A 24,871-nucleotide genomic window follows, 5' to 3' on the forward strand; every position below is an offset into this window, starting at 1 on the left:
CGGCGACGGGGAGCCCGTCGCCGTGGCGAGCTCTCGTTGCCGATCAACCTCCGGCCTGCTGCGCCCTGGACTGGCCGAGCCAGTCCTCGAAGCGGATCGCGCCGATGCGCGGATTCACGCCCGGCGTAAGCGAGCGATCGGAGAGGACGGCGCCGTAATAGCGCGCGTGGATGTCCGGAACCACCTTGCGCGCATCCTGCGTCCCTTGCAGGAAGCGCCGGACCAGCTCGTCGAGCGGCATGGCTTCGGGACCGGCGACTTCGACCGTGCCGTTGACTGGGGGAGCGAGCGCGACATCGGTGAGCGCCGCCGCCACATCGCTCGATGCGATCGGCTGGATCAGGGCCGGAGACAGGCGAATCTCCTCGCCGACGGTGGCCGACTGGGCGATGGCGCCGACGAACTCGAAGAACTGCGTGGCGCGCAGGATGGTGTAGGGGATGCCGGACGCCTTGATCAGGTTTTCCTGGGCGACCTTCGCCCGGAAATAGCCGTTGTCGGGAAGCCGCTCGCTGCCGACGATCGAGAGGGCGACATGGTGGCGCACGCCGGCAGCCGCTTCCGCGGCGAGCAGGTTGCGGCCCGACGTCTCGAAGAAGTCGAGGACGGCCTTGTCTTCCCAGACGGGCGCGTTCGCCACATCGACGACGACGTCGGCGCCATCGAGCGCCTCTGCCAGACCCTCGCGGGTGATGGTGTTCACGCCGGTGCTCGGCGCCGCCGCAAACGCCTGATGGCCGCGCGCTCCGAGATTCTGCACGAGCTTCGACCCGATGAGGCCGGTGCCGCCGATGACGACGATCTTCATGGACTTTCTCCCCTTCCTTCGACCGCAACCATTGCCGTCGACATGGCGTGAGAGTGCCCGGCCGCCTGCGGGAAGTCCTTGCGGCGGGCTTGAATTGCCCTTCAAGGACGCTTGCTTTCTTGTCCAAGACCGCGCCTTGCGGCAGAAGGGCGAGCCAGGGCGCTTCTGTCAGTCTCGGACTGTTCTCGACCAACCGCCTCGGTCAGTGAAACGACGGCATTCGGCCAAGGGACGACCGACGTGCAATTCGCGTTTGGAGATTACCGGCTCGATCCCGAGCGCCGGGAGCTGACCCTGGGCGCGCAGGTCGTAACGGTCGGGCCGCAGGTCTTCGACCTGCTGCTGCATCTGATTGGGAACCGCGACCGCGTCGTCAGCAAGGACGAGCTGCTGCAGGCGGTGTGGGGCGGCCGGATCGTCTCCGAATCCACGATCACCAGCCACATCAACGCGGTCAGGAAGGCCATCGGCGACAAGGGCGACGAGCAGCGCCTCGTCCGGACGATCGCCCGCAAGGGTTTCCGCTTCGTCGGCGAGGTCGAGCAGGCCGGGGAAGCGCGACAGCCGATCGGATCGGGCGCCCCCGAGCGGGCCGCAAGCCCGTCGACGGAACTGCGCTCAGTGCCGCTCCCGCCGGACAAGCCCGCCATCACCGTCCTGCCGTTCCAGAACCTGAGCGGCGATCCCGAACAGGAGTATTTCGCCGACGGCGTTGTGGAGGACATCATCGCCGCCCTGTCCCGCATCCGCTGGCTGTTCGTCATCGCGCGCAATTCAAGCTTCGCCTTCAAGGGCCGTGCGGTGGATGTGAAGGAGATCGGCCGGGAGCTCGGCGTGCGCTACGTCCTGGAAGGCAGCGTCCGCAAATCCGGAAGCAAGGTGCGCATCACCGGGCAGCTCATCGATGCCGCCACCGGGACGCATCTCTGGGCGGAGCGTTTCGAGGGCCTGCTCGACGACATTTTCGAATTGCAGGACCGGATCGCCGAAAGCGTCGTCGGCGCGATCGCACCGCAGCTTGAACGCGCGGAGATCGAACGCGCCAAGCGCAAGCCGACGGAGAGCCTCGACGCCTACGACTATTACCTGCGTGGCACTGCGAAGCTGCACTCCGGCACCAGGGAGGCCATCGAGGCGGCGCTGCCGCTCTTCTACAAGGCCATCGAGCTCGATCCGGACTTCGCCTCCGCCTATGGCATGGCGGCCTGGTGCCATGTGTGGCGCAAGGTGAATGGCTGGATGGTCGATCATCCCCAGGACATCACTGAGGGCGTGCGGCTGGCGCGACTGGCGGTCGAGCTCGGCCGGGACGATGCGGTCGCCCTGACGCGGGCCGGACATGCGCTTGGCCATTTTACGGGCGATCTCGACGGCGGTATCGCGCTCATCGACAGGGCGGTGCTCCTCAATCCGAACCTCGCCCCCGCCTGGTTCCTCGGCGGCTTCCTGCGCGCCTTCAACGGCGAACCGGCTTCAGCTCTCGAGCATTTCGCGCACGCTGCCCGCCTGAGCCCGCTGGATCCCGAAATGTTCAGGGTGCAGCTCGGCATGTCGCTGGCGCATTTCGTCGCGGGAGACTTCGATTCCGCCGCGGCCTGGGCCGAGAAAGCCGCCGGGAATCTCCCCAGCCTCCTCGTCGCTGCCGCATTGATGGCCGCAAGTCACGCGCTCGCCGGGCGCCCCGACGAGGCGAGGCAGGCCATGGAACGCCTGCATGCGCTCGATCCATCCATGCGCATCGCCAAACTCAGGGACTGGCTTCCGATCCATCGCCCGGACGACCTGGCGCGCTTCGCGGACGGGTTGCGGCTCGCCGGGCTGCTCGAGTAACCCGAACCCTTGCCGAGACATCGCATTTTTCGAGAGGCAGCTTGCCAGTTCCGATAGCTGCCTGCGATCGCTGCCTGCCCCCTGCCGGAGGCGAGCCGTCACGCCTGCGCGTGCTTGATCAGATTGTCGCGGAGCTTGACCACCGCCTTCTGCGTCCCCGCAAACTCATCGGCCTCCATGCCGGTCGCCTTGACCAAGGTCCTCTGCGCCCCCTTCTCGCGCAGGCGGCGCCCCTCCTCGGTCAGGCTGACGATGACCTGGCGCTCATCGCCGGGGTCGCGCCGGCGGCGCAGATAGCCGAGCTCCTCGAGCTTCTTGAGCATCGGCGTCAGCGTGTTCGACTCGAGGAACAGCTTCTCGCCCAGGCTCTTGACGGTCTGGTTGTCCTCCTCCCACAGCGCCACGATCGCAATCCACTGGGTGTAGGTGAGGCCGAGCGCCTCGAGGATCGGCTTATAGGCCCGGCCATAGGCGAGGTTGGCCGAGTAGACCGCAAAGCACATGAAATCGGCGAGCTTGGGCGTTGCAGGGCCGGCAGCCTTCGATGTGGTCATGGACGTCTCCCGCTTCGGCCTGGGCCGGACAGGAGCAATATAGATCGCATGCGATTAAATCGGAAGGGGGTTGACAATCCGGGATGCACCGCCCATTTGCATCGTATCCGATTGACGCGGATACGATGCAAATCGAAAGAACACCGCCATGACCACCAAGGTCCTCTATACCGCCAAGACCCACACCACCGGCGGGCGTGAAGGCGCCGCTCGCAGCTCGGACGGGCGCCTCGACATCGCCCTCTCCTCGCCCGGCTCGTCGGGCGCCGGCACCAATCCCGAGCAGCTCTTCGCCGCCGGCTGGTCCGCCTGCTTCATCGGCGCGCTCGGCCTTGCCGCCGGCGCACACAAGATCCGGCTTCCCGCCGACACCGCCGTCGATGCCGAGATCGATCTCGCCAACACCGACGGGGCCTATTTCCTGCGCGCCCGGCTTAACATCAGCCTGCCCGGCATCGCGCGCGAGACCGCCCAGTCGCTGGTCGAAGCCGCGCACCAGACCTGCCCCTATTCCAAGGCCACGCGCGGCAATATCGAGGTGGAGACCACCATCGCCTGACCCGCTGCACGGCTCCGGCGGCCGCACCGCCATCGCGACAAGGACACGCGACAAGAGTGCGGCCGCCCGGCCTTGGCTTCCACGCCACGCCGACGCAAGCCTTGCACCGAAACCCCGTTGGACATTCGAGCCCTCATCCTGAGGAGCCGCGTCAGCGGCGTCTCGAAGGATGCTCCAGGAGGCTCCGGAACCCGCTGGAGCATCCTTCGAGACGCGCTCCTGCGGAGCGCTCCTCAGGATGAGGGCTCAGCGAGTTTCCAATCTAGCTTTGAGAAAGAGGGCATCGATGTCCCTTTTCATCCCGGCCTATCTCGCAGGCGTGCTGACGATCCTCTCGCCCTGCATCCTCCCGGTCGTGCCGTTCGTCCTGGCGCAGGCGAACCGGTCCTTCCACCGCCAGTCCTTCCTCCATAATGCCTTGCCGATGCTGCTGGGTCTGGCTCTCGCATTCGCCGCGGTGGCGAGCCTGGCGGCGGTCGCCGGGGGCTGGGCTGTCCAGGCGAACCGCTTCGGGCGCGCCGTCGCCCTGGTCCTGCTCGCCGGCTTCGGTCTCAGCCTGGTCTTTCCAGCGCTCGCCACCCGCCTCTCCTCGCCGCTGGTGGGGGCTGGATCGCGGCTGGCGGCATGGACACAGAGAGGGCGGGCGCAGGGCGGACGGGCGGGCATGCTCTCCTCGGTCGTCCTCGGCGTGGCCACCGGACTGCTCTGGACGCCCTGCGCGGGCCCGGTGCTTGGGCTGATCCTCTCCGGCGCGGCGCTGAGCGGGCCCGGTCCGCAGACCAGCGCGCTGCTGCTCGCCTATGGCCTCGGCGCTGCCACATCGCTCGCCGCCGCCATGCTCGCCGGGCGGCAACTTCTCGCCCGCCTGCGGCCATCGCTGCCCTGGGTCGAGCGGGCGCGCCGGCTCACTGGGGCCATGGTCATCGGCAGCGTGGCACTGCTGGCGCTCGGCCTCGACACCAGCCTGCTGCAGCGCCTCTCGGCCGAGCAGACCGCCAAGCTGGAGAACACGCTGATGACAAGCATCGCACATGTCGTTGGCAGCTTCGGGCAATCCGCCGGCGCCGCCGTCCCCGATACAGTGTCGGCTCCTCTCGCGGGCCCACTGGCTGCACTGCTCGACAGGCAAGGCTGGATCAATTCGCCGCCGCTGCGCACTGAGGCGCTGCGCGGCAAGGTCGTCGTCGTCAGTTTCTGGACCTATTCCTGCATCAACTGCCTGCGCGCGCTGCCGCATCTGAAGGCCTGGGCGGACAGGTACAAGGATCAGGGCCTCGTCGTCATCGGCGTCCACGCGCCGGAATTCGCCTTCGAGCGGGACCGCGACAATGTCGCCCGGGCCAGCCTGTCGCTCGGCCTGGGTTATCCGGTCGTGCTCGACAATGATTTCCGCATCTGGCGGGCTTTCGGCAATAGCGGCTGGCCGGGCATCCATATCGTCGGCAGCGACGGCCGCATCCGCCATCAGGCGACCGGCGAAGGCCGCTACGACCAGTCCGAGCAAGTCATCCGGCGCCTGCTGACCGAGGCCAATGCGACCGGCACCGCCGGCGCCAGCCAGCCGGTCGATGGCCAGGGCACCCAGAAGCAAGCGGATTGGAGCAATCTGCGTTCGCCTGAAACTTATCTCGGCCATGACAAGGCCGAGCGCTTCGCCTCGGCGGGCTCGCTCACCCCCGACGAGCCGCGCGAATACCGGCACCCCGCCACGCTGCCGGCGAATTTCTGGAGCCTGTCGGGCAACTGGACGGTCGGCCCCGAATTCGCCGCGCTGAACCAGGCCGGAGGTGGTTTGCGCTACCGCGTCCATGCCCGCGACCTGCATCTCGTGCTGGTTCCGGGCTCGCCCGACCGCCCGGTCCGGTTTCGCGTCAGGATCGACGGCGCAGCGCCAGGAGCAAGCCACGGCTCGGACATCGACGAGCAGGGTTTTGGCACCATCCGCGACGGGCGGCTCTACCAGCTCGTGCGCCAGGCCGGCCCGGTCGCGGAGCGGACGGTCGAGATCGAGTTCCTCGACCCGGGCGTGCGCGCCTACGCCTTCACCTTCGGCTGAGAACGTCGCCCCGGCGCAGGCTCTCAAGACAACCGGACAATCCCAGCAAGACAATCCCAGGAGAATGACAATGCAGCCTCCCCGCTCCGCTGAACCCGTCGACCACAACCGCCGCCGCCTGCTGGCAAGCGTGGCCGCTGCGCTGGCCGCCACGCAGCTTGGCCCGATCAGCCCGGCCATGGCCCAGCCGGCGGCCGCGCCACGCGGCGCCTCCGGCTTCCCCGCCCTCAAGCAGATCGAGGCCGGGGTCCTCACGATCGGCCATGTCGACGCCGGCCCGAGCGACGGCCCGGTCGTCATCCTGCTGCATGGCTGGCCCTACGACATCCACAGCTACATTGATGTCGTGCCCTTGCTGACGGCCAGGGGCTACCGGGTGATCGTGCCGCATCTGCGCGGCTACGGCACGACCCGGTTCCTCTCGGATGCGACGCCGCGGAACGGACAGCAAGCGGCGCTCGCCGTCGACGTGATCGCGCTGATGGACGCACTCAAGATCGAGAAGGCCGTGCTCGGCGGCTATGATTGGGGCGCCCGCACGGCCAACATCGTCGCCGCGCTCTGGCCGCAGCGCGTCAAGGCGATGGTTTCGGTCAGCGGCTATCTGATCGGCAGCCAGAGCGCCAACCGGATGCCGCTGCCGCCCAAGGCCGAGCAGGACTGGTGGTACCAGTATTATTTCGCGACCGAGCGCGGCCGGCTCGGCTATCAGCAGAACACGCATGATTTCGCGCGATTGATCTGGCAGACCGCGTCGCCGCGCTGGGCCTTCGACGACGCCACCTTCGCGCGCAGCGCAGCCTCCCTCGACAATCCCGATCACGTCGCGATTACGATCCACAACTACCGCTGGCGGCTCGGCCTGGCGGAGGGCGAAGCCCGCTATGACGATCTCGAGCAGCGCCTCGCCCAGGCTCCCATGATCGCCGTGCCGACCATCACGCTGGAAGGCGACGCCAACGGCGCCCCGCACCCGGCCCCGGCGGCCTATGCCGGGAAGTTCTCGGGCTGGTATCAGCACAGGACCCTCTCCGGCGGGATCGGCCACAACCTGCCGCAGGAGGCGCCGGCAGCCTTCGCGGAGGCGATCATCGCGGTCGATCGCGCTTGAACCCGGTCGGGGAATGACCGAGTTTAAGCGCCTCGCAGGGGTGCCAGAGCATTTTCGAGCGAAGTGGACACCGGTTCGCGTGAAGAAAATGCGATAAAAGCAAGGAGGTAGCGTATTTCCGCGTTTCGGAGAAACGCGGAAATACGCTGGGGCGTGCATGGATCGCATCGATGCGATGAGGGTGTTCATCGCCGCCCTCGATGAAGGAAGCCTCGCCGGTGCGGGCCGCCAGCTCGGCCGCTCCCCGGCGGCGGTCAGCCGGGCGGTCGCCTTCCTCGAGCAGCAGGTCGGCGCCACGCTGCTGCACCGGACCACCCGGGCGAGCAGGCTCAGCGAGATCGGCGAGCGCTATGCCGCGGCCTGCCGGCGCGTCCTCGCCGAATTGCAGGAGGCCGAGGCCGTGGGAGCGGACGAGCGCGTCGCGCCCCACGGCACCCTCACCATCACGGCGCCGCCGATCAGCGGCGAGGAGATCCTGCGCCCGATCATCGACGCCTATATCGAGGCCTTCCCCGCCGTCTCGGTCAATCTCGTCCTGCTCGCGCGCAGCGCCAACCTGGTCGAGGAAGGCATCGACATCGCGCTGCGCATCCTGGAGCTGCCGGATTCCGCGATGACGGCGATCCGCATCGGCGGAGACGTCAGGCCGGTCATCGTCGCCTCGCCGCGTTATCTCAGCCAGCATCCCCGGATCGACGAGCCCGCCGACCTGACCAGGCACAGCATCATCGCCTGCACCGATTTCGGGCGCGAGGCCTGGGTCTTTCCGCCTGTGAAGGGCGGCTCCATCCCCCGCTCCATCCCGTTCAAGCCAAGGCTGACGGTCAACAGCGTCAGGGCGGCGCTGGGCGCTGCGGTCGGCGGGCTCGGCGTCACGCGCCTGCTTTCCTATCATGTCGCCGAGCGCGTGCAGGACGGCTCGCTCACCCTGCTCCTGCGAGACGCCGAGCCGCCGGCCCGCCCGGTCAATCTGGTGCTGCCGCAGGGCCGCTCCTTGGTTCCCAAGGTCCGTGCCTTCCTGGACTTCGCGGTGCCACGGCTGCGCGCCGACTTCGCCCGGCTCTCGGCCGAGTCGAGCGCGATGCATGGCTGACAAGAAAGCTGGCTGACGAGAGACATTCTTCCGTTTGACGGAAGAATGTCTGCCGAATGACGGGTATTCAGCCGATCCGCGAAATCGCCAAAATGATCCTCACCAGGCCAGACGGGCCCGGCAGCGGCCATTCCGCTCGCTGTCGAAGCGATGAGGATCATCATGAGCAACGAACGGAAGGTGGCTATCGTCACCGGCGCGTCCCAGGGCATCGGGGCTGCGCTGGTGAAGGGATTTCGCGACCGCAATTATCGCGTCGTGGCGACGTCGCGCTCGATCAAACAGGGCAGCGACCCCGACATTCTCGCCGTTCCCGGCGAGATCGCCGATCCGGCGACGGCCGAGGCGGTCATCAGCGAGGCGCTCGCGCGCTTTGGGCGGATCGACACGCTGGTGAACAATGCCGGCGTCTTCATCGCAAAACCCTTCACCGACTACACCGCCGCCGATTTCGAGAGCAAGATCGCAACCAACCTCGCCGGCTTCTTCCACATCACGCAGCGGGCCGCGGGCGCGATGCTGCAGCAGGGCTCCGGCCATATCGTCAGCATCACCACGAGCCTGACCGACCATGCGATCGCAGGCGTCCCTACCGTCCTTGCCAATCTGACCAAGGGCGGCATCAATTCGGCGACCAAGGCGCTCGCCATCGAATATGCCGGGCGGGGCATCCGCGTGAACGCCGTCTCGCCGGGCGTGATCAAGACGCCGATGCATCCGCCGCAGACGCATGAATTCCTCGCCGCGCTCCACCCGGTGAAGCGGATGGGCGAGATCCGCGACATCGTCGAGGCCGTGCTGTTCCTGGAGAGCGCGGGCTTCGTCACCGGCGAGATCCTGCATATCGATGGCGGCCAGAGCGCCGGGCACTAAAGCGTTTTCAAGCGAAGTGGATACCGGTTCGCGCGAAGAAAACGCGTTAAAACAAGAGGATAGAGTATTTCCGCGTTTCGGAGAAAGGCGGAAATACTCTAAGGAGGGACACCATGCCGATCGTCACCATCCAGGTCACGCGGGAGGGCTCCGGGCCCGGACGCAGCTCGGTTACGCCCGAGGAGAAGGCGCAGCTCATCGCCGGCGTCAGCCAGCTCCTGCTCGATGTGCTGCACAAGCCGCTCGACGCGACCTTCGTCGTGATCGAGGAGGTGGAGCTCGAAAACTGGGGCTGGGGCGGCCTGCCCGTGCCCGAATACCGCAAGCGGCGCGCCGCGAGCTAGAGACACCGGTTCGCTCAAGACCATGCGATGAAACCAGGGAGCTGGAGCATTTCCGCGCTTCGGAGAAACGCAAGGAACGCTCTGGTCTCGCCGACCTCCCGACCCCACCATCTCTACGATACAGCGTTGAGGGAAACCGCCATGACCACGTCAAGCCAGACCCGACTGCTCGCGCTTCTCGGCGTCGAGCTTCCGATCATCCAGGCGCCGATGGCGGGCTCCTCGACGCCGGAGATGGCCATTGCTGTCAGCGAGGCCGGCGGGCTCGGCTCCCTGCCGAGCGCCCAATATGACGAAACCGGGCTGCGGGCGGCGCTGGACCGGGTGCGGGCCGGCACGCGCCGTCCGATCAATCTCAATTTCTTCAGCCACAGCAATCCGGCCAATGATCCCGGGCGCCAGGCCGCCTGGCTGAAGCGCCTCGCCGGCTATTATGGCGAGGCCGGGCTCGACCCCGACATGCCCAAGCCCGCCACGGGGCGCAACCCGTTCGACGCGGTGGCGGCAGGCGTGGTCGAGGATTACAGGCCGGAGGTGGTCAGCTTCCATTTCGGGCTGCCCCCGGCCGATCTGCTCGCGCGCGTGAAGCGCACAGGAGCGAAGATCCTCTCCTCCGCGACCACGGTCGCCGAGGCGCGCTGGCTCGCTGAGCGCGGCGTCGATGCCATCATCGCCATGGGCGCCGAGGCCGGCGGCCATCGCGGCAGCTTCCTGACCGATGAGATGTCTGAGCAGATCGGCACCTTCGCGCTGGTGCCGCAGGTCGTCGACGCCGTCTCCGTCCCGGTGATCGCGGCCGGCGGCATTTCCGACCGGCGCGGCGTCATCGCCGCCTTTGCGCTCGGCGCCGCCGCCGTTCAGGTTGGCACGGCCTATCTGTTCACGCCCGAGGCGAAGATCTCGCCGGTCTACCGCAAGGCGCTCGGCATGGGCGAGCGGCCGACCGCGCTCACCAACCTGTTCACCGGCCGGCCGGCGCGCGGCATCGTCAACCGCGCCATGGCGGAGCTTGGACCGCTCAGCGACCTCGCGCCGCCCTTCCCGACCGCCGGCACGATGCTGGGGCCGCTGCGCAGCGCCGCGGAAACCGCCGGCCGCGACGATTTCAGCCCGCTCTGGGCCGGGCAATCCTTCCCGCTCGCCCGGCCGATGCCGGCGGCGGCACTGACCAGAATGCTCGCGGGCGTGGAGGTCTGAAGGGGCAGTGCGTGGGACCCGGCATCCGGGCCGCGGCCCGCTGGCCGATCGTCCCGCTCGCTCGATGACGGCCCGGCGGCGGCCTTTCCCGATGCCGGCGAGGCGCCAGGAGCGGACATTCGATGTCCGCCAGGAAATGGACGGTTGGCCTCATTCCAACTATCGCAATTCTCGCACATGATCGATGAACGCTGCTCTGAAGAAAAGTCAGACGGTTCGAGCGACGATCTCATCATGGGTCTTGGAGAGTGCCGCGGCGATCGGGGTGAGGTCGCCCTCGATCCGAAGCGAGCCTGCAGCAAGCGCGGCAGCCATCATCCGGTCGAAGCCGGGCTCTGCTTGGGGGAGCCGGTTGAGCTCGCGGGCCGTCGCAGACGTCACGTCGACCGTTGCATCGCCGGCTTCTTCTCTCCCGACACCGACGCGGTAACGAGCCTCGCCACTGCGGATATCGAGGCGAATGCCTTGAATCAAGCCGGGCGCCAGCTCGAAACCGTCCGAATAACGCTCGACGAACGACCATTCGAGATGTGGATCCGGTCCTTCCTGGGCGATCGCCTCGCAAAGCAAGGCTCCGATCATGTCGAACCAGCCAGGCGACCCTTGGACATATTTCGCCGGCCGGCTCATGCCGCTGCTCCGTCCGCGACGGTCAGGACGATCTTTCCCTGAAGATGGCCGGCGGCGGCACGCTCATGGGCCTTCCGGGCCTGGGCGAGCGTGAAGATGCTGTCGATCGCAACGCGGATCGTCCCGTCGCTGAGCAAGGGCGCGATCTCGGCCAACTGGCCTCCATGAGAGTTGACCTGGGTGGTGGAGACGGTGACGCCGAGCTGCGCGGCCTCGTCATGTCCGTCGAAGCCGAGGCCGAAGATCGGGAACAGCGCGCCGCCTCGCTTCAGCGTCTTCAGGAAGCGTGCGCTCTTTGCGCCGCCGACCGCATCGACGACGAGGTCGAGCCCGGTCACAGCAGTCTCGACGTCCACGGCCTTGTAATCAAGGAACAGGTCGACGCCGAAATCGCGGAGCATCGCCTCATGTTTGCCGGAGGAAACCGCGGTGACATGGGCGCCCTGCCACTTCGCCAACTGCACGAGCAAATGGCCGACGCCACCGCCGGCACCGTTCACGAGAACCCGTTTTCCGTTCAACGGCACCGGGAGATGCTGACGAGCCTGAAGCGGGTTCGGCACGTCATGGCCCTGCGCGATCAGGAATTGCCACGCCGTTAGTAGCGACATGGGAGCGGCGGCCGCCTGCACATGATCGATCCCGGCTGGCTTCAGCGCGAGCTCTCCGACGGGCACGGTGACATACTGGGCATAGGCCTGACTTCCGCCGGCGAGGCCGCTGGGAAAGCGTACCATCGCATAGACCTCATCCCCCGCTGAGAATGACGTCACGCCGTCGCCGACGGCCTCCACGACGCCGGAGATGTCGGTGCCCGGGATGATCGGCAACGTCATGGCCGGCTGCCAGGCCGGCGGAAGCATCCGGTAGCCCTCGCGCAGATACCAGTCGGGAGGATTGACGCCGATGGCGTGGACACGAACCAACACCTCGCCCGCCTTCGCCTGCGGCTTCGGCGCGTCCTCATAGACGAGCACGTCCGGGCCGCCGAACTTATGCAGCCGCACCGCCTTCATCACGTCGCTCATGGCAATCTCCTTCAAGAGCAAATCTCGAAAAGGAGCTAATGCGCCGATCTGCGGTTGATAATCATGCTCGGTGTCGCTTCACTGATGCCATGAAGGAACAGATCGGTTTCGAACGGCTGGCCGGCTTACTGGCTTTTGCCCGGGCAGGCTCGTCGGGGAGCTTCACCAGTGCAGCGCGTTCGCTCGGCGTGTCGCCATCCGCTGTCAGCAAGAGCATCCAGCGCCTGGAGAAGCGTCTCGGGGTCTCGCTCTTCACCCGGACGACTCGGGCGTTGACGTTGACGCCGGAAGGTCGCGAACTCCACGATCGCGCGCTGAAGCTCCTCCAGGACGTGGAAGAGATCGAGCAGATTGCGACGGCGGTACGCAGCGACCCATCTGGACTTCTGAGAGTTGCAGCCTCGCTGCCCATTGGGCTGCATCTGATCGCGCCGTCGCTTCCGGCATTCCGAAGAGCCCATCCCCAGGTCACGATCGACCTTCGGCTCGACGACCACCTCGTCGATATTGTCGAGCAAGGCATCGATGTCGCCGTTCGCATCGGAGACCTTGCCGATTCAAGACTCTCCTCGCTACGGCTGACGCCGCTGCGGCTCTGTGCCTTCGCATCTCCGGCCTATCTGGCCGCGCGCGGCGTGCCGCGTCATCCCGACGAACTGGAGAGTCATGAAACCGTGAACCTGCGCTACAAGAGCTCGGGTCAGGCCTTCCGCTGGCCATTCCGCCTCGGCGAGCGAGAGGTCGAGATCATCCCACCCTCATCCGTGATCGTCGATGCGAGCGAGGCTGTGCTGGCATGCCTGGTGGCCGGCGGGGGGATCGGCATCTGCGCCGCCTTTATCGCAGCACCTTACGTGCGTCGCGGCGAACTCGCCCCAGTGCTCGCAGAGTACTCTGTCCAACGGCACGCCCTGACTGCTCTCTGGCCCGAAAACCGAGGCATCAACCCGGCGGTCCGCGCGTTCCTCACGCATTTGAAGAATATCTCTAGGCATGTCTGAACAGCCTGAAATCCATCTGATCGAGCCGTATATGCGCCAATTGCCGACATTGGCTGACTGCCCGAATCCGGACATCCGTGAACACTTGCTTCTGTCGAACGGACCAAGTTGGCGCTTTGTTTGTGCCGGTGTGAGCCTCGTGACCAGTTATCCCGGCAGTCCGGCCAAACGCAGCGCGTCACCAAGAGCCTCAGCAAGTGCGGGGGCACAATTCACGCCTGCGAACTGGCGGTTGAAGCGGAATGTCGGATGAAGTTCGAGGACCCGAGCAGCGGCGTATCTTGCGTCTTCCAATCGTCCTGACTTGGCCAGCGCGGCCGCTAACTGCACATAGGTGATGCTGTGCGCGGGGTTAGCATGCACGGATTTATAGGCGGCATTGCAGGCTTCATCGTAACGGCCGCGCAGCAGATGGCTCATCGCCTGTGCATCGAAGGCGGCGAAGGCCCATGGATCGAACGGGCTGAGCCGCATACCCCGCTCACTCCATGCGATAGCTCGCTCCGCCTCTCCGCCCCACCCCAGCAAGACGCTGCCCAGAATGTAGGTCAGTGCGGATGACGGGCTGATCGCGAGCGCAGCTTCAAAAGCAGTGAAAGCTGCGCCGCGATCGTGCCCATCCATGCCAAGCGAGAACCCTGCGAGAGTCAGCGCGGTCGCGTCATCCTGCCCGTGGAGCAGTGCGAGACGGGCATGGCGGATCGAGGCTGCGCGGTTGGCTTCCTGCCAGCCGGCGCGGAGGAAGAGGCAATGATGGCACATCGCTGCGTTGCCGTGCGCCAGCGCATAGTCCGGATCGAGCTGGATGGCTCGTTCGAGCAATACAAGCGCTCGGATCACTCGCTCGGGCATGCCGGAATCGACGTCGAATTGGGCCCTCAGCACGAGATCATAGGCATCGAGGCTGTCGGGGCGCTTGCGTTTCACCCTGTCAATTTCGGCACGCCGGATGCTTGGGGCGATCGCCCCCACGGCCGACAACGCGATCTCGTCCTGGAGTGCAAAAATATCGCTGGCGCTGCGGTCATAGCGTTCCGCCCAGACATGAGCACCGGTCGAGGCATCGACCATCTGGACGCTGACGCGGACGTTGCTGCCGGACTTGCGAATGCTGCCTTCAAGCACATAGCGTACACCGAGTTCGCTGCCGACCTGCTTCACGTCGAGTGTGCGTCCTTTGTAGGTGGCGGTCGAATGGCGCGCGATGACGAACAGCCCCTTGATGCGGGCGAGGCCAGTGACGATGTCGTCGACCATTCCGTCGGCAACGTGATCCTGCTCCAGATCTCCGCTCAAATTGGAGAACGGTAGAACCGCGATCGATGGCCTGTCCGGCAGCGCCAGCTGCGTTAATGCGGCGGTCACAGCCGCATCGGGATCATCGACGGCGACAGCCGGCCCGATATAGCGATAACCGCGCCGCGGTAGCGTCTCGATCCAGCAGGCGCCGCCGTGATGCTCGCCGAGGATGCGCCGGATCGCGGCGATCTGAACCGTGAGGTTGCTGTCCTCGATCGCTTGTGCAGGCCAGGCCGTCTCGAACAAGGCCTCTTTCGCGACCGGTTTGCCCTCGCGCTCCACCAATAAAGCGAGCAGTGCGACCGCCCGTTGGCCAAGCGCAACCGGCTCGGCGCCGTGGAATAAGATTCCGGCAGCGGCATCGAGGCGGTACGGGCCAAATACGAAGGTCTTCGGCATGAGCGAAGATGGGACCGGTTGCGATTTTTTCGCAAGAATTTCGGAACGGATTCGCGACTCGCCGACAAAGAGGGAACATTTTGCGCCGGACACAATCCCAGCCAGAGGAGGATCAGATGAGCGCCGCTCCTGTCATTCGCATGCCCGGACAGAACAATGGGGTCACGCTGCGCGGTCATCCCATGGCATTCCTCGTTACCGGCGAGAACACGAAGTACACTAGCATGTTCGACTGGACGATCCCTGCAGGATTCGCCACCGGCCTGCATGTCCACCGCGTCCAGGAGGAGACCTTCTATGTCCTTGACGGCGAATGCGAGTGGCATGTCGAAGGCAAGATCGTTCACGCTAGCCCTGGAACCTTCCTGTTCATCCCGCCGGGCGTGCCGCACAACATCACCAATGTCAGCGAAACCCCGGCGCGTGTGCTGATGACCGTTTCGCCGCCCGGGCACGAGCACTATTTCGAGGAACTTGCGCAGCTCGCCGCGCGGGGAGCTCCCGATCCCGAGGCGCTCGCCGGCCTCCGGAACCGCTTCGACACCGATCAGCTCTCGACCCTGACCACGCGCACCTGAGCTTGACGGGGCGCTTGCATCCGGATTCGGCGCCTACATTGATCGCGTGACACTGCTTTGCGCCAGAAGCGGAACTTAGCTGTTTGCCCGGCAGCAGACCTTCGAAGTAGGCTCGCCGTAGACCAATGTTTCTATCAGAGCAGTTTATTGTTGATGGCCTGCGATCCCGCTAGACGTATAACATGCGCGAGATTCCCGACAATTTGTTCGCAACCCAGCAGATGCTGACCGAGCAGATAAGGTCGCGAACAGCGAATCTCGGATCGATTTTCTACCTATATGATTTGAAGGCCAGCATCGCCGCTGCAGGCGGTTTGCTTACAATTCCAAAACTTCAAGCGAATGCGGTCAGGCTTGAGGCAATGGCGCACCTGATTGTCGCCAGCGCCTCTGGAAAGAAGAAGCCGAGCAAACAGGACGCCGCCCGTTGGTTTAAGCAGCTGGGGCAAGCCTTCGCGCACATGGAGGATCCGGCCGAGGATGTGTTCGTTGGGCGCGTATATTTCGAGGGACGAAATTACCACGTGCTTGAGGGATTGGCAGAAGCAAACAGCTATTATTTGCAGCACATGCTCACGGCCGCCGAGAATATGCCGGACCGCGGTGTCTATGCCGCGCTCAAACAGTCGTGCCGCGCCATGCTTACGCTGTCCGACCTCGTCTGCGCTCGCTCAGGGTTGGAGGCCTTTTGCTGCGGTGACGAATATGGCCTCGATGCGTTGCCGGTTAGCGGCCTTCCAACGCTCAAGACGTTGGCTGCGCGTGTGACCTTCTCGGACGATGACCTGGTGCGCGCTGGCATAAGTCGCGGGGCTCTTGGCGTGTTTTGCCTGCCTCCGTCACGGCGCGATGTAGGTTTTGGTGGTTACGGCGATAGCTGGCTGGAGAGGCAGCCGCTAATCGATTTCCAGGATGAGATCCTGATTGCGCTGCCGTCAGCCATCGCTACGGCCATACGACGGACAGTAATTGAGACCTGTCAAACTGTCGGTGCAGAATTCGCCCTGTGGACTGGCCTGCTTATCGCCCAAACCGAAGAACTTGGTTTGAACCCCGCTCTTTCGCGTATCGGCATCCCTCCGACGGAGATGAAACGGCATTCCAATGTGGTTCCCTCTAAGCCCGTCGAATTTCAGCCGGGCTTGTGGTTCCATCTCGTCCTGCTGACCGATGATTTCACCGAATTCAATGAGACAGGCTTCAGTAGGCCCAGATCATCCGACGACAAGATGCGAGCTGAACTACAGCAGGTAATAGATAGCGCTGCTGCAGACACCAAAGCCCAGCCTGGATTCAAACTCGGAATTTCGCTCGTCGTTCTTTGCGGTTTCGGCCGGAGTCAAATGGTCGAGTTCAATCGCCCGGCGTATTGGCTGGCCGAAGGCATAAGCAGCTATGATCTCGATGTGCTGGGTTGGCGCCACGACTTCAACATTGCCGAACTGCTGAAGTTCCTCCTTGCCGAAGGCGCCGCGGAGCAGATGGGTTTTCCATTGATGGCGATCAACGGACTTCTGGCGCGTATCGGCTTTGCCTACGAGAACAATGGCCACGTGGTGCCCCACGAAGCCATGCCGGATGGCGCTGATGGCGCCACCCTCATGGTGCCCACCAACGCACATCTGCGGCTAAGAGCCGAGCACCATGTCCGGTTCGACAAGCACGCGGTACGCGATCCGGCCGGCAAAGTGCTAGTTTTCCGCCGTAAGGATGGCGGCAGGCGTTCGCCGCAGAATACGCAGCGGGTTTATGTCTCGCATCTCGATGCCCGATCACTCCGCTATCGTGGAGTGTGGAGGTCGGGTAGCCGAACATGGTGGCTTGAAACGGTACCGTTGGAAGAACGCTCCGACCTCTACCCCGTTTTTGAAATGCAAATGGTCTGGATGGAGCGCCTTGCCCCTATATTGATGGAGCATGTGCCGAGCCTCCCGGATTCTCTGACGTGGAAGATTGTAGCGCCCGCTTGGCCCGCTATCCGACAGGAAGAGATCAATCCACCACCCGCGGGAGAACTGAAGACAGCCATCAGAGCATCCTGCGATCAGGACGCACGCGTTGTTACCACGGAAATAGGATTGCCGTTCTTCCACGGGCTTTCGCATCCCGGCAACATTTCTGAAGTCACCTTGGTAGAGGTTTTTCTTGAACAGGTTACTACGCTCGCAAAGGGCACGGCGGTCGATATTGCCACGCTTTTGCGCAAAATCGTTCCCTCTACTGAGGCTCGGCAGCTCCACGCGTTCGCGCCGCAGGATTTCCGCGATCATGTTCGCGACTCGGTCCCGAGCAAGATCGTTGAGATAAGTCGGTTTGATGATGCCTCCCAGCGACTAGGATTGGGGTGGCATGGGATTCCCCGGCCCGGTGGTACGGTTCGCGGACGTGATGAATGCACTAAGGTGCTCAACACGATCACTACTGCCGCAGAGGAGATGTTCTGCGAGCAGCTCAAGCAGTTCGAGAGACACGCCCTGATCCGCCGCGTGGTGGAAAATCACGAGGCATCGATTATCGACAAAGCACGATGGGAGCGAACCTCAGGCGCTGTTCTCGACCTTTCGGCCAACCCTCAGGAAACCCGCGAAGAAGTCTCCAAGAGCATTCAGAAGGCAAATGCCACCGGCTTAGCGAGCCGGATTATTTTAGAGGCGGCATTGTGCGAATGCCCGGTAGGCGCCGGCTTCGAGGTTGCAGATTTCGACCTATCCAATCTGATGGCCTTGGCGATGACGATCCATCATCTCGGCGGCTACTCCGATGCCATCCGCTACGAAGGCATGCGCCCCGAAATACGCATCTCGCCGGCTGGTGAGGTTCAAATTGATGTGTCGTTCTTCCAGGCCATCGTGACACCGGTTGGAGAGTCATTCGTTACCGGGCAGATCGACAGAAGCCGCCGCGACTATTCGGAATTGCTGCGTAGTCCCGAACCACTGACCGAAGAACACGCGACCAGTCAAACTGACGCGTCGTTCGCCGCCGCGTGGGAAGCGGAAATGGGCATTTCGCTCGGGAACTTTCGCACGGCGCTTGAGGTGCTAGAAAATCGAATGGTCAAGCTCGGAAAGGCATGGGAGATATTGCCTAGACCGGCATTGCTTCAACACCTCTCCGAATGCGTCGACTGCGCCGAGCAATTTATTACCTCGCTCGAATTCCTACCGCGAGACGGCTGGAAGAACGTCCCCCCGCCCTATACAGATCAGGATCGACAGCCGTGGCGCTTCAGACGGCGCCTCTCCGTCGCACAGCGTCCCCTTCTTCGCCTCGAACCGTCCCCCGGTTCAGATGTCGTGATCGCGCCCGGCATGATCCGGGACGCCTTTCGTATTCAGCTGTATAATTTTTACTACGGCCAGTATGATCTCAGTTCGATTGCGTCCAAAGAGATGCGAAGCTGGAGAGAGCGCATTGTCGCGAAGGAAGCGACGGAGTTTGAGGAGCGGGTTGTTACGCGCTTACAGCAACTCGGATGGCAGGCAAAACGAAGCGCGAAGTTCTCTCATATTCTTGGCCGCAAGTTATCCGAAGATCCCGGCGATATCGATGTGCTTGCGTGGCATTCTGATGGACGTGTCATGCTCCTTGAATGCAAGGACCTCCAGTTCGCCAAGACTTCCAGTGAAATTGCCAAACAACTCTACAAATTTCGGGGTAAAATGGACGAAAAGGGACGACACGACCTCCTTGGAAAGCATCTTAAACGGATAGAGCTCGCACGAGAGAACACGACCGCATTTCAATCCCATCTTCATCTACCTGAAGCGAAGATCGATGGCGCTCTGGTCTTTGCGCACACTGTCCCGATGAGCTTTGCGGCCGAGCGGATAGGCCACAACGTGAAACTATTAGCCTTTGCTCAGTTGGAAGTGGCTTTTGAAACTCCCGCACATGCGTAACGCGCGCCATGAGCTGCCGTTGTCCCTGTTCTCTGAAGCCGACGTTCAGGAGCGCTCGCTCCTACGGACGGCGCTGGTCCGTAACATTGTGACGTGAGCGCCCCCCAGCATCATCGGTGTAATGAAGAGGACCGAAGCAAGGCGCGGTGAGATTAGAACGACCAGCCTTTTGCTCGAAAAAAGTCGCTTAGCTTTATGCAAGGCACGCCGAAATGACCGCACACGGCTGGAATATTCGGCTTGTTGGGTTTTGCGCTTTCCTCGCTGACCACCGTGGCCTTGAGGACAGAAGCCCGAGCGATCAAGAAGGGGTCCGCGACAGGCGTTCCGCGAAGACGCTGCTTTTCGCCGATCAAGCCTCCAAAATGCGGGACGGCGAGAATTCTCGCGACGAAGGCCGTTTCCCGCGCGTCGGGCGTGGCGAACAGACCCTTATTCTGATTGCACCAGTCAACAACATGGTGCTGCGGTCCATTCGCCATCTCGCGCAGCACTTCGCGGGTCGAGGTTATTTCTCCGTCTTCCAGCGCTTCCGCAAATTTGGCCCAGAACGTCGGAAAGACATCGGGTATGAGCGGGCTCAACTCGTTGAATGAGCTAGTATCGAAGACGTAAATCACGCCGCCGCACCTCGCAGCACCATCTCCTCAAACTGCTCAAAATTCTTCGGCTTCACGCCGATCAGATCGGCGGCCTCAGTCTTGGTCAATAGCCTTCGCGAATAGCGAGACACTACCTCGCGGAGGAATTGCTCGCTGAGATAAGCTCCTTGGGTCGCGTAGTAGTTGCCGCCGTTGCCTCCGTCTCGCTGCTGATCCGCCCATTGCCGATCCTTCACGAGGTATCGGTCCATGGCTATTTCACCACGCTCGACAAAGCGGCGAAGCACCACACTCCGGCTGACATGATACAGCCCGGCTAGAGCGGCGAACTGGTCATCGGACGCTCGTTCGGGATCAATGCCGCGCGCAGCAATCTCAAAATCGGCCATGGGCACGAGGATTTCAGCAGCTATCGCATTGCAGAAGCGCTCAATAGCTCGGTCCGCTGGCGGCAACTCCTCAATCCCGCGACTGTCAAATCGGCTGATGCCGCTTCGGTCACAGAGCACATGGGCCAATTCGTGGACAAGGCTGAATACCTGCCGCGTCTTGGTCGTGCTGTTATTGATGAGGATGACAGGGAACTCGGAGTGCCAGAGGCAAAAGCCGGACAACTCGCGCTGCTTGAAGGTGTCCTTGAAGATGTGCACGCCACCGCGCTCGATAGCACGCCGCCAAAGCTTCAAGGCCGAATCGGCATCCGGCCGCTGCCCAACCTCCTCCAGGCTAACGCCAAGCGCCTCGCGAACACGAGCGGCCTGCTGAGCCACACCGGCACGGGGGTTCAAGCGCGCTTGCCGCCATATCGGTGCTGCCGCCGGGCTTCGGTCGCCATAGAGTTCGATCAGAGCAGCTTGGAACGCACGGGCCTTTCTGATGAGTAAGGTCGTGTCGCGCGAGAGATGGCTGAGATCGGCGTCGGGCAGCGACCGAAACTCCGCGCGCGGGCGAGGCTCATCCGGTGGGGCCGGCATGAAGAACAACGCGAGGGGGCGCTTGTAGATGTCATAGGCCAGCGTCTCTAGCTGAGGGTAGCTCGGGGCATCCTCACCCGCCTCCCACGCCTCAATGAGGTCAGTCGTCTTTTTCAGCCGCCCTGCCACGTCAGCCGTGGTCATGTTCGCGCTTTCGCGCGCCCATTTCAGGACGGTGGGCGTGAGCCCTACGACTGGCGACGGCTTGGCTATAACTGCTCTCCCCGAGGCGATTCGAGACCGCCATTGACGGCATCTTATGCGAGTGCTGGAGCTTTAGAAGCGCGCCGTTGGTTGAGGCTTCAGCTTCAGCGGACATATTGCTGCGGGGGCAGTATGCGCAAGGGCATGGGGCGCATCGCGGAGCCGCGCAGGGGAGCCACATCGATGATCGCATTGGTGATGGCCGGGCTGACGTTCATTGCAGGGTGCGTTTCTGCATGGCTCTGGTTTGCCGCGAGCCGGGTAACAATCATTCCGTCATGGGCGCAGGGCGCGAGCCGTTTTGAGCCCGTGGACCAGCAGGCTTCACAAGCCGGCTGGACAGCCGGCATCCTCCAGGCGGCAGAGCGAGGAGCCCGGCTCAATGCGCGCGCTGCACTCTGGTCCGGCGTAACCGCTTTTCTTGGCGGCGCCTCTCAGGTGCTTGTCGCATTTACGGGCTGAGCCGCCGGCGGCCAAAGGCTGTCGGCGAGACCCACGGCAGTTTGCTGATAAGCAGGCATTCCGAGCGTCCGCTACGGGCCAGGAGCCGACGTTCCCGGGCCGTTGCCGCAATCTGTGCCGATGAGACCTCAAAGGGAGCAACGATGCCTTCCTGGCCCATCGCGCTCTTGTCGAAGACGGCGCCGTCATCGCCATGCGTCGAGGCGACGATGCCGGTGACAGACTTGGCTCAGATGACAGCCTTGCCTCAAGCCAGGCTTTCGCCTTGTCGATAATCTCGCCGGCCATCAGGAAGCGCGGGGCCTGGGCGGCCCGGTAGCGGCCTTGCCAGATGCCAGCGAGGTGCCGCAGGAGACCTGGATACCCCCCACTCAACTCAGCAGGATCGTGCGGATCTCCTGCCAGCTTTCTGCATCGGGCGCGCAGAGCAGGCCGAGCGTCGGCTGGGCCGGCCGATAGGGCTCTCCGTCCAGCATGCGGACATGGCCGCCGACCGATCCTCCTGCTCGCTCGATGACGGCCCGGTAGCGGCCTTTCCCGATGCCGGCGAGGCGCCATGAGTGGACCGAGGGCCAGCGCCGACCACAGCTTGAACATCACGAATTGGCTTACGTTCGCGCTGATGCCGGCGATCAGCCGCGGGCTTCTTCAAGAAACTGGCCGAACCGGGTCGCTCCCGGCCGCGGCTGCAGTGCGATGAGGCGAGTGTCCTGTGCCGAGGCCTTCCGGTGCAGCGCGGCTTCCCGATAGGCTGGATCGCGGATCAGTTCGACGAAGGCCTGCAGGCTGGGATATTCCGCGACGAAACAGAGATCCCAATGCTCGGCCTGCGGTCCGATCAGCACCATCTCGAATTGGCCCTCCCAGACGATTCTCGCGCCGATGCGGGCGAGCACGGCTTCACTGGCCCGGCCATAACTTTGATAGGCTTCGATGCCGCTGACCTCGCGGCCGTCGAGATAGTCAGCCCGCTCGCGCAGCCGGATCAGGTTGAGCAGATGCAAGGGGCCCTGATGCCCGCTGTCGCGAAGCGCCAGGAACTGTGCCTTCTCGAGATCGACATGGCCCGACATCGTTCATCGCCTCTCGGTGATCGGAGGTTGTGGTTTTGGTTCCTGCGGCCGTCAGCGCCCGCTGAAATGGGCTGGCCGGCGCTCGAGGAAGGCGCTGATGCCCTCGCGCACGTCGCTGCTATGGGCCAATTGCGCAAACTGGCTGGCTTCGACGGCCAGACCTTCGTCGATCGACAGGTTGATGCCGCGGGTGACGCTCGCGAGGCAGGCGCTGACGGCCGCCGCCGATTTTCCGAGGATCGTCGCCGCGAGCTGCCGCGTCCGCGTCAAGAGCCGGGAAGCGGGCACGATCTCGTTGATCAGCCCGATCTGCACGGCGTCCTCGGCCGAGATCGGATCGCCGGTCAGGATGAGCTGCAAGGCCCGCTTGCGGCCGACATGGCGCGGCAGGCGCTGGGTTCCGCCAAATGTCGGCGGAAAGCCGAGATTGATCTCCGGCTTGGCGAAGCGGGCATGTTCGCTGGCAATAGCCAGCGGACAGGCCTCGACGATCTCGCAGCCCCCGCCGAAGGCGAGGCCGTTCACCGCGGCGATGACGGGCTTCGGAAAATTCTCGATGCGCCGGGTCAATGCCTGGCCGCGCCCGACGAATTCCCGCATCGCGGTGGTCACGCCGGCCTCGACGCTGAGCGAGAAGCCGGCAATGTCGGCGCCCGCGCTGAAGGCCTTCTCGCCGGCGCCCGTCAGGATCACGATGCGAACGGCTTCGTCCCGCTCGATGGCATCGAGATGTCGCTGGAGCGCATCGATCGTCGCGTAGTTCAGCGCGTTGAGCTTGGCCGGCCGGTTGAGCGTGAGGGTGGCGATGCTGCCGGCCATGTCGATCAGGACTGGCTGCTCTGTCGTCGACGTCATGATTGCGGTTCCTGCCCTTGCTGCGTGGCCGGACGTTGCAATCGGGCGCGCGATCGAACAAACGGATAATTGTCTCCGGCGCATGAGAAAATCTCACCTCGTGATCTGCGCCGGAGCGCGCATGCGACGCGATGTTCGGCAGGAGGCCAGTGCGATGCGCTCCCGGTTACCGCCGCTGAATTCACTTCGGCTGTTCGAGGCGGCCGCCCGGCTGTTGAGCTTCAAGAACGCGGCGGAGGAGCTGCTGCTGACGCCGAGCGCCGTCAGCCACGGCATTCAATCGCTGGAGGAATGGCTCGGCGTGCCACTCTTCCTGCGGACGACCAAGGGGCTGGTGCTGTCCGAGGCGGGACAGACCTATATCCCGACCGTCCGTCAGGCGCTTCACCTTCTGGCCAGCGGCAGCGCCCAGGTCATCAACACGCATGCCTCGGGCCAGCTTTCGATCAGCGCGGCGCCGACATTCGCGGCTCGGTGGTTGCTGCCGCGGCTGCACACATTCCGCGAGCTCCATCCAGACATCCAGATCGTCATCGACACGTCCCAGGAGCGGGCGGAGCTGTCGGAGGACGGCGTGGACCTGGCCATCCGCATGGGCCGCGGCAACTGGCAAGGCCTTATCGCCGACAAGCTGTTCGCGGAGGAACTCGTCCCGGTCTGCGCGCCGTCGATCCGTGAACGCGTGTGCGATCTCGCCGATATCGAGCAGGCGCCCTTGATCCATGTGACGAGCACCAGCGAGGACTGGGAGATGTGGGCGAGCGCGACCGGCCGTGCCATGCCCGATGCGGCGAAAGGGCTTCGCTTCGATACCATTCACATGGCGTTCCAAGCGGCCTGCCAGGGCCTCGGCGTGGCGATCGGGCGTAAGCCCCTGGTGAATGAGGAGCTGGCTTCGGGCAAGCTGGTCGAAGTCTGGGACGTCGTTTTGAGCCAGACCGCCTATTGGCTCGTGGGCGCGGAAAGCCGAGCGGACGATCCGCGCATCCTCGCATTCCGATCCTGGATCCTGCAGGAAAGCGCGACATCGGCAGGTTGAGCTGCTGAAGGCGTCAAGCCGGAGCTTTCACGGTCGCGTCGCGGGTGAACATCATTCACGCGAGCTCCAGTATTACTCGTTTGCCCCGCACGACGTCGGCTCCCTAAATCCCGCTTGTCGCAACGGGAGGGGCGCCAATTGGTCGTCTATCAGTCCGAGAAGCGTGCGCGCTTTCGTGCCCTGCATCGGGAAGGCGCTTCGTTCTGCCGAACCCAACCGAGATCGCGGCCCGGGATGAGATCACAGCCGCGAAGCCTTAGAGCAGGATCAATGCGAAAAAGTGGGAACCGGTTTTTCGCATTGATCCTGCTCTAACTCCTTGATGAGAGACGGATTCAGATTTCAGACGGTGTCACTTTGTGACTCCGTCTGAAATCATCCGGCTCTAGCGTGAACGCTC

At 64.0% G+C, this 24,871-nt stretch carries 22 protein-coding genes; 13 read left to right on the forward strand and 9 right to left on the reverse strand.

Going from position 1 to position 24,871, the window contains the following annotated elements:
• Window positions 1-43: 43 nt before the first annotated feature.
• The gene (locus tag CYD53_RS11545; RefSeq protein WP_103718228.1) at window positions 44-808 is read right to left on the reverse strand and encodes an SDR family oxidoreductase; all 765 of its coding nucleotides are present in this window, start codon (window positions 806-808) and stop codon (window positions 44-46) included.
• 240 nt (window positions 809-1,048) lie between these two features.
• On the opposite strand from CYD53_RS11545, the gene CYD53_RS11550 reads away from it, so the two are divergent.
• Complete coding sequence (locus tag CYD53_RS11550) at window positions 1,049-2,638, forward strand: winged helix-turn-helix domain-containing protein (RefSeq protein WP_103718229.1); 1,590 nt, start codon at window positions 1,049-1,051, stop codon at window positions 2,636-2,638.
• Between the two features lie 98 nt (window positions 2,639-2,736).
• Here the strand turns inward: CYD53_RS11550 and CYD53_RS11555 are convergent, their stop codons facing one another.
• A complete protein-coding gene (locus CYD53_RS11555; RefSeq protein ID WP_103718230.1) occupies window positions 2,737-3,192 on the reverse strand; it encodes a MarR family winged helix-turn-helix transcriptional regulator in 456 nt (151 codons plus the stop codon).
• 148 nt (window positions 3,193-3,340) lie between these two features.
• Between CYD53_RS11555 and CYD53_RS11560 the strand changes: the two genes are divergently transcribed.
• The 7 genes from CYD53_RS11560 (at window position 3,341) to CYD53_RS11590 (ending at window position 10,425) form a co-directional block, all read left to right on the forward strand.
• The gene (locus CYD53_RS11560; RefSeq protein ID WP_103718231.1) at window positions 3,341-3,751 is read left to right on the forward strand and encodes an organic hydroperoxide resistance protein; all 411 of its coding nucleotides are present in this window, start codon (window positions 3,341-3,343) and stop codon (window positions 3,749-3,751) included.
• A gap of 286 nt (window positions 3,752-4,037) precedes the next feature.
• Complete coding sequence (locus tag CYD53_RS11565) at window positions 4,038-5,807, forward strand: redoxin domain-containing protein (protein ID WP_103718232.1); 1,770 nt, start codon at window positions 4,038-4,040, stop codon at window positions 5,805-5,807.
• Between the two features lie 70 nt (window positions 5,808-5,877).
• The gene (locus tag CYD53_RS11570; protein WP_103718233.1) at window positions 5,878-6,918 is read left to right on the forward strand and encodes an alpha/beta fold hydrolase; all 1,041 of its coding nucleotides are present in this window, start codon (window positions 5,878-5,880) and stop codon (window positions 6,916-6,918) included.
• A gap of 157 nt (window positions 6,919-7,075) precedes the next feature.
• A complete protein-coding gene (locus CYD53_RS11575) occupies window positions 7,076-8,011 on the forward strand; it encodes a LysR family transcriptional regulator (RefSeq protein WP_103718234.1) in 936 nt (311 codons plus the stop codon).
• 162 nt (window positions 8,012-8,173) lie between these two features.
• Window positions 8,174-8,884: an SDR family NAD(P)-dependent oxidoreductase gene (locus CYD53_RS11580; RefSeq protein ID WP_103718317.1), complete on the forward strand. Its 711-nt coding sequence runs from the start codon at window positions 8,174-8,176 to the stop codon at window positions 8,882-8,884.
• A 113-nt stretch (window positions 8,885-8,997) separates the two neighbouring features.
• Complete coding sequence (locus CYD53_RS11585; RefSeq protein ID WP_103718235.1) at window positions 8,998-9,228, forward strand: tautomerase family protein; 231 nt, start codon at window positions 8,998-9,000, stop codon at window positions 9,226-9,228.
• Window positions 9,229-9,369: 141 nt separating this feature from the next.
• The gene (locus tag CYD53_RS11590; RefSeq protein ID WP_103718236.1) at window positions 9,370-10,425 is read left to right on the forward strand and encodes an NAD(P)H-dependent flavin oxidoreductase; all 1,056 of its coding nucleotides are present in this window, start codon (window positions 9,370-9,372) and stop codon (window positions 10,423-10,425) included.
• A gap of 207 nt (window positions 10,426-10,632) precedes the next feature.
• Here CYD53_RS11590 and CYD53_RS11595 read toward each other — a convergent pair whose 3' ends face one another.
• Both CYD53_RS11595 and CYD53_RS11600 read right to left on the reverse strand, forming a co-directional pair.
• The gene (locus CYD53_RS11595) at window positions 10,633-11,055 is read right to left on the reverse strand and encodes a hypothetical protein (protein WP_103718237.1); all 423 of its coding nucleotides are present in this window, start codon (window positions 11,053-11,055) and stop codon (window positions 10,633-10,635) included.
• On the reverse strand, window positions 11,052-12,083 hold the full coding sequence (locus CYD53_RS11600; RefSeq protein ID WP_103718318.1) for an NADP-dependent oxidoreductase: 1,032 nt from the start codon (window positions 12,081-12,083) through the stop codon (window positions 11,052-11,054). Before CYD53_RS11600 ends, CYD53_RS11595 begins: the two co-directional genes overlap by 4 nt.
• A gap of 89 nt (window positions 12,084-12,172) precedes the next feature.
• On the opposite strand from CYD53_RS11600, the gene CYD53_RS11605 reads away from it, so the two are divergent.
• Window positions 12,173-13,084 carry a LysR family transcriptional regulator gene (locus CYD53_RS11605; RefSeq protein ID WP_103718238.1) on the forward strand — a complete coding sequence of 304 codons (912 nt, stop codon included), beginning with the start codon at window positions 12,173-12,175 and terminating at the stop codon, window positions 13,082-13,084.
• A gap of 147 nt (window positions 13,085-13,231) precedes the next feature.
• Here the strand turns inward: CYD53_RS11605 and CYD53_RS11610 are convergent, their stop codons facing one another.
• Window positions 13,232-14,782, reverse strand: coding sequence for a winged helix-turn-helix domain-containing tetratricopeptide repeat protein (locus tag CYD53_RS11610; protein WP_103718239.1), 1,551 nt, complete (start codon window positions 14,780-14,782; stop codon window positions 13,232-13,234).
• Between the two features lie 116 nt (window positions 14,783-14,898).
• Between CYD53_RS11610 and CYD53_RS11615 the strand changes: the two genes are divergently transcribed.
• Both CYD53_RS11615 and CYD53_RS11620 read left to right on the forward strand, forming a co-directional pair.
• A complete protein-coding gene (locus CYD53_RS11615; RefSeq protein WP_103718240.1) occupies window positions 14,899-15,360 on the forward strand; it encodes a cupin domain-containing protein in 462 nt (153 codons plus the stop codon).
• Window positions 15,361-15,542: 182 nt separating this feature from the next.
• Entirely contained in the window at window positions 15,543-19,262 is a 3,720-nt protein-coding gene (locus CYD53_RS11620; RefSeq protein ID WP_103718241.1) for a hypothetical protein, read from the forward strand.
• 152 nt (window positions 19,263-19,414) lie between these two features.
• Here CYD53_RS11620 and CYD53_RS11625 read toward each other — a convergent pair whose 3' ends face one another.
• Together CYD53_RS11625 and CYD53_RS11630 are read right to left on the reverse strand one after the other, a co-directional pair.
• Window positions 19,415-19,882 (reverse strand): PIN domain-containing protein, encoded by a 468-nt coding sequence (locus CYD53_RS11625; protein WP_210202330.1) that lies wholly within the window; start codon window positions 19,880-19,882, stop codon window positions 19,415-19,417.
• Complete coding sequence (locus CYD53_RS11630) at window positions 19,879-20,982, reverse strand: ImmA/IrrE family metallo-endopeptidase (protein ID WP_103718242.1); 1,104 nt, start codon at window positions 20,980-20,982, stop codon at window positions 19,879-19,881. The genes CYD53_RS11625 and CYD53_RS11630 overlap by 4 nt, the downstream gene beginning before the upstream one ends.
• A 243-nt stretch (window positions 20,983-21,225) precedes the next feature.
• Between CYD53_RS11630 and CYD53_RS29920 the strand changes: the two genes are divergently transcribed.
• Window positions 21,226-21,504, forward strand: coding sequence for a hypothetical protein (locus CYD53_RS29920; RefSeq protein WP_146055901.1), 279 nt, complete (start codon window positions 21,226-21,228; stop codon window positions 21,502-21,504).
• 632 nt (window positions 21,505-22,136) lie between these two features.
• Here the strand turns inward: CYD53_RS29920 and CYD53_RS11635 are convergent.
• Both CYD53_RS11635 and CYD53_RS11640 read right to left on the reverse strand, forming a co-directional pair.
• The gene (locus tag CYD53_RS11635) at window positions 22,137-22,577 is read right to left on the reverse strand and encodes a DUF1330 domain-containing protein (protein WP_103718243.1); all 441 of its coding nucleotides are present in this window, start codon (window positions 22,575-22,577) and stop codon (window positions 22,137-22,139) included.
• A 51-nt stretch (window positions 22,578-22,628) separates the two neighbouring features.
• The gene (locus tag CYD53_RS11640) at window positions 22,629-23,432 is read right to left on the reverse strand and encodes a crotonase/enoyl-CoA hydratase family protein (RefSeq protein ID WP_103718244.1); all 804 of its coding nucleotides are present in this window, start codon (window positions 23,430-23,432) and stop codon (window positions 22,629-22,631) included.
• Between the two features lie 121 nt (window positions 23,433-23,553).
• Between CYD53_RS11640 and gcvA the strand changes: the two genes are divergently transcribed.
• Window positions 23,554-24,471 (forward strand): transcriptional regulator GcvA, encoded by a 918-nt coding sequence (gene gcvA / locus CYD53_RS11645; protein ID WP_210202331.1) that lies wholly within the window; start codon window positions 23,554-23,556, stop codon window positions 24,469-24,471.
• The last annotated feature ends 400 nt before the right edge of the window (window positions 24,472-24,871 follow it).

The organism is Allobosea psychrotolerans (assembly GCF_002917105.1).
Classification (GTDB): domain Bacteria; phylum Pseudomonadota; class Alphaproteobacteria; order Rhizobiales; family Beijerinckiaceae; genus Allobosea; species Allobosea psychrotolerans.

Excerpts from the sequence above, each read along its gene's own strand:
- CYD53_RS11545 (WP_103718228.1), bottom strand. The coding sequence starts at position 808 with ATGAAGATCGTCGTCATCGGCGGCACCGGCCTCATCGGGTCGAAGCTC.
- CYD53_RS11555 (WP_103718230.1), bottom strand. The coding sequence starts at position 3,192 with ATGACCACATCGAAGGCTGCCGGCCCTGCAACGCCCAAGCTCGCCGAT.
- CYD53_RS11560 (WP_103718231.1), top strand. The coding sequence starts at position 3,341 with ATGACCACCAAGGTCCTCTATACCGCCAAGACCCACACCACCGGCGGG.
- CYD53_RS11565 (WP_103718232.1), top strand. The coding sequence starts at position 4,038 with ATGTCCCTTTTCATCCCGGCCTATCTCGCAGGCGTGCTGACGATCCTC.
- CYD53_RS11570 (WP_103718233.1), top strand. The coding sequence starts at position 5,878 with ATGCAGCCTCCCCGCTCCGCTGAACCCGTCGACCACAACCGCCGCCGC.
- CYD53_RS11575 (WP_103718234.1), top strand. The coding sequence starts at position 7,076 with ATGGATCGCATCGATGCGATGAGGGTGTTCATCGCCGCCCTCGATGAA.
- CYD53_RS11580 (WP_103718317.1), top strand. The coding sequence starts at position 8,174 with ATGAGCAACGAACGGAAGGTGGCTATCGTCACCGGCGCGTCCCAGGGC.
- CYD53_RS11585 (WP_103718235.1), top strand. The coding sequence starts at position 8,998 with ATGCCGATCGTCACCATCCAGGTCACGCGGGAGGGCTCCGGGCCCGGA.
- CYD53_RS11590 (WP_103718236.1), top strand. The coding sequence starts at position 9,370 with ATGACCACGTCAAGCCAGACCCGACTGCTCGCGCTTCTCGGCGTCGAG.
- CYD53_RS11595 (WP_103718237.1), bottom strand. The coding sequence starts at position 11,055 with ATGAGCCGGCCGGCGAAATATGTCCAAGGGTCGCCTGGCTGGTTCGAC.
- CYD53_RS11600 (WP_103718318.1), bottom strand. The coding sequence starts at position 12,083 with ATGAGCGACGTGATGAAGGCGGTGCGGCTGCATAAGTTCGGCGGCCCG.
- CYD53_RS11605 (WP_103718238.1), top strand. The coding sequence starts at position 12,173 with ATGAAGGAACAGATCGGTTTCGAACGGCTGGCCGGCTTACTGGCTTTT.
- CYD53_RS11610 (WP_103718239.1), bottom strand. The coding sequence starts at position 14,782 with ATGCCGAAGACCTTCGTATTTGGCCCGTACCGCCTCGATGCCGCTGCC.
- CYD53_RS11615 (WP_103718240.1), top strand. The coding sequence starts at position 14,899 with ATGAGCGCCGCTCCTGTCATTCGCATGCCCGGACAGAACAATGGGGTC.
- CYD53_RS11620 (WP_103718241.1), top strand. The coding sequence starts at position 15,543 with ATGCGCGAGATTCCCGACAATTTGTTCGCAACCCAGCAGATGCTGACC.
- CYD53_RS11630 (WP_103718242.1), bottom strand. The coding sequence starts at position 20,982 with ATGACCACGGCTGACGTGGCAGGGCGGCTGAAAAAGACGACTGACCTC.
- CYD53_RS29920 (WP_146055901.1), top strand. The coding sequence starts at position 21,226 with ATGATCGCATTGGTGATGGCCGGGCTGACGTTCATTGCAGGGTGCGTT.
- CYD53_RS11635 (WP_103718243.1), bottom strand. The coding sequence starts at position 22,577 with ATGTCGGGCCATGTCGATCTCGAGAAGGCACAGTTCCTGGCGCTTCGC.
- CYD53_RS11640 (WP_103718244.1), bottom strand. The coding sequence starts at position 23,432 with ATGACGTCGACGACAGAGCAGCCAGTCCTGATCGACATGGCCGGCAGC.
- gcvA (WP_210202331.1), top strand. The coding sequence starts at position 23,554 with ATGCGACGCGATGTTCGGCAGGAGGCCAGTGCGATGCGCTCCCGGTTA.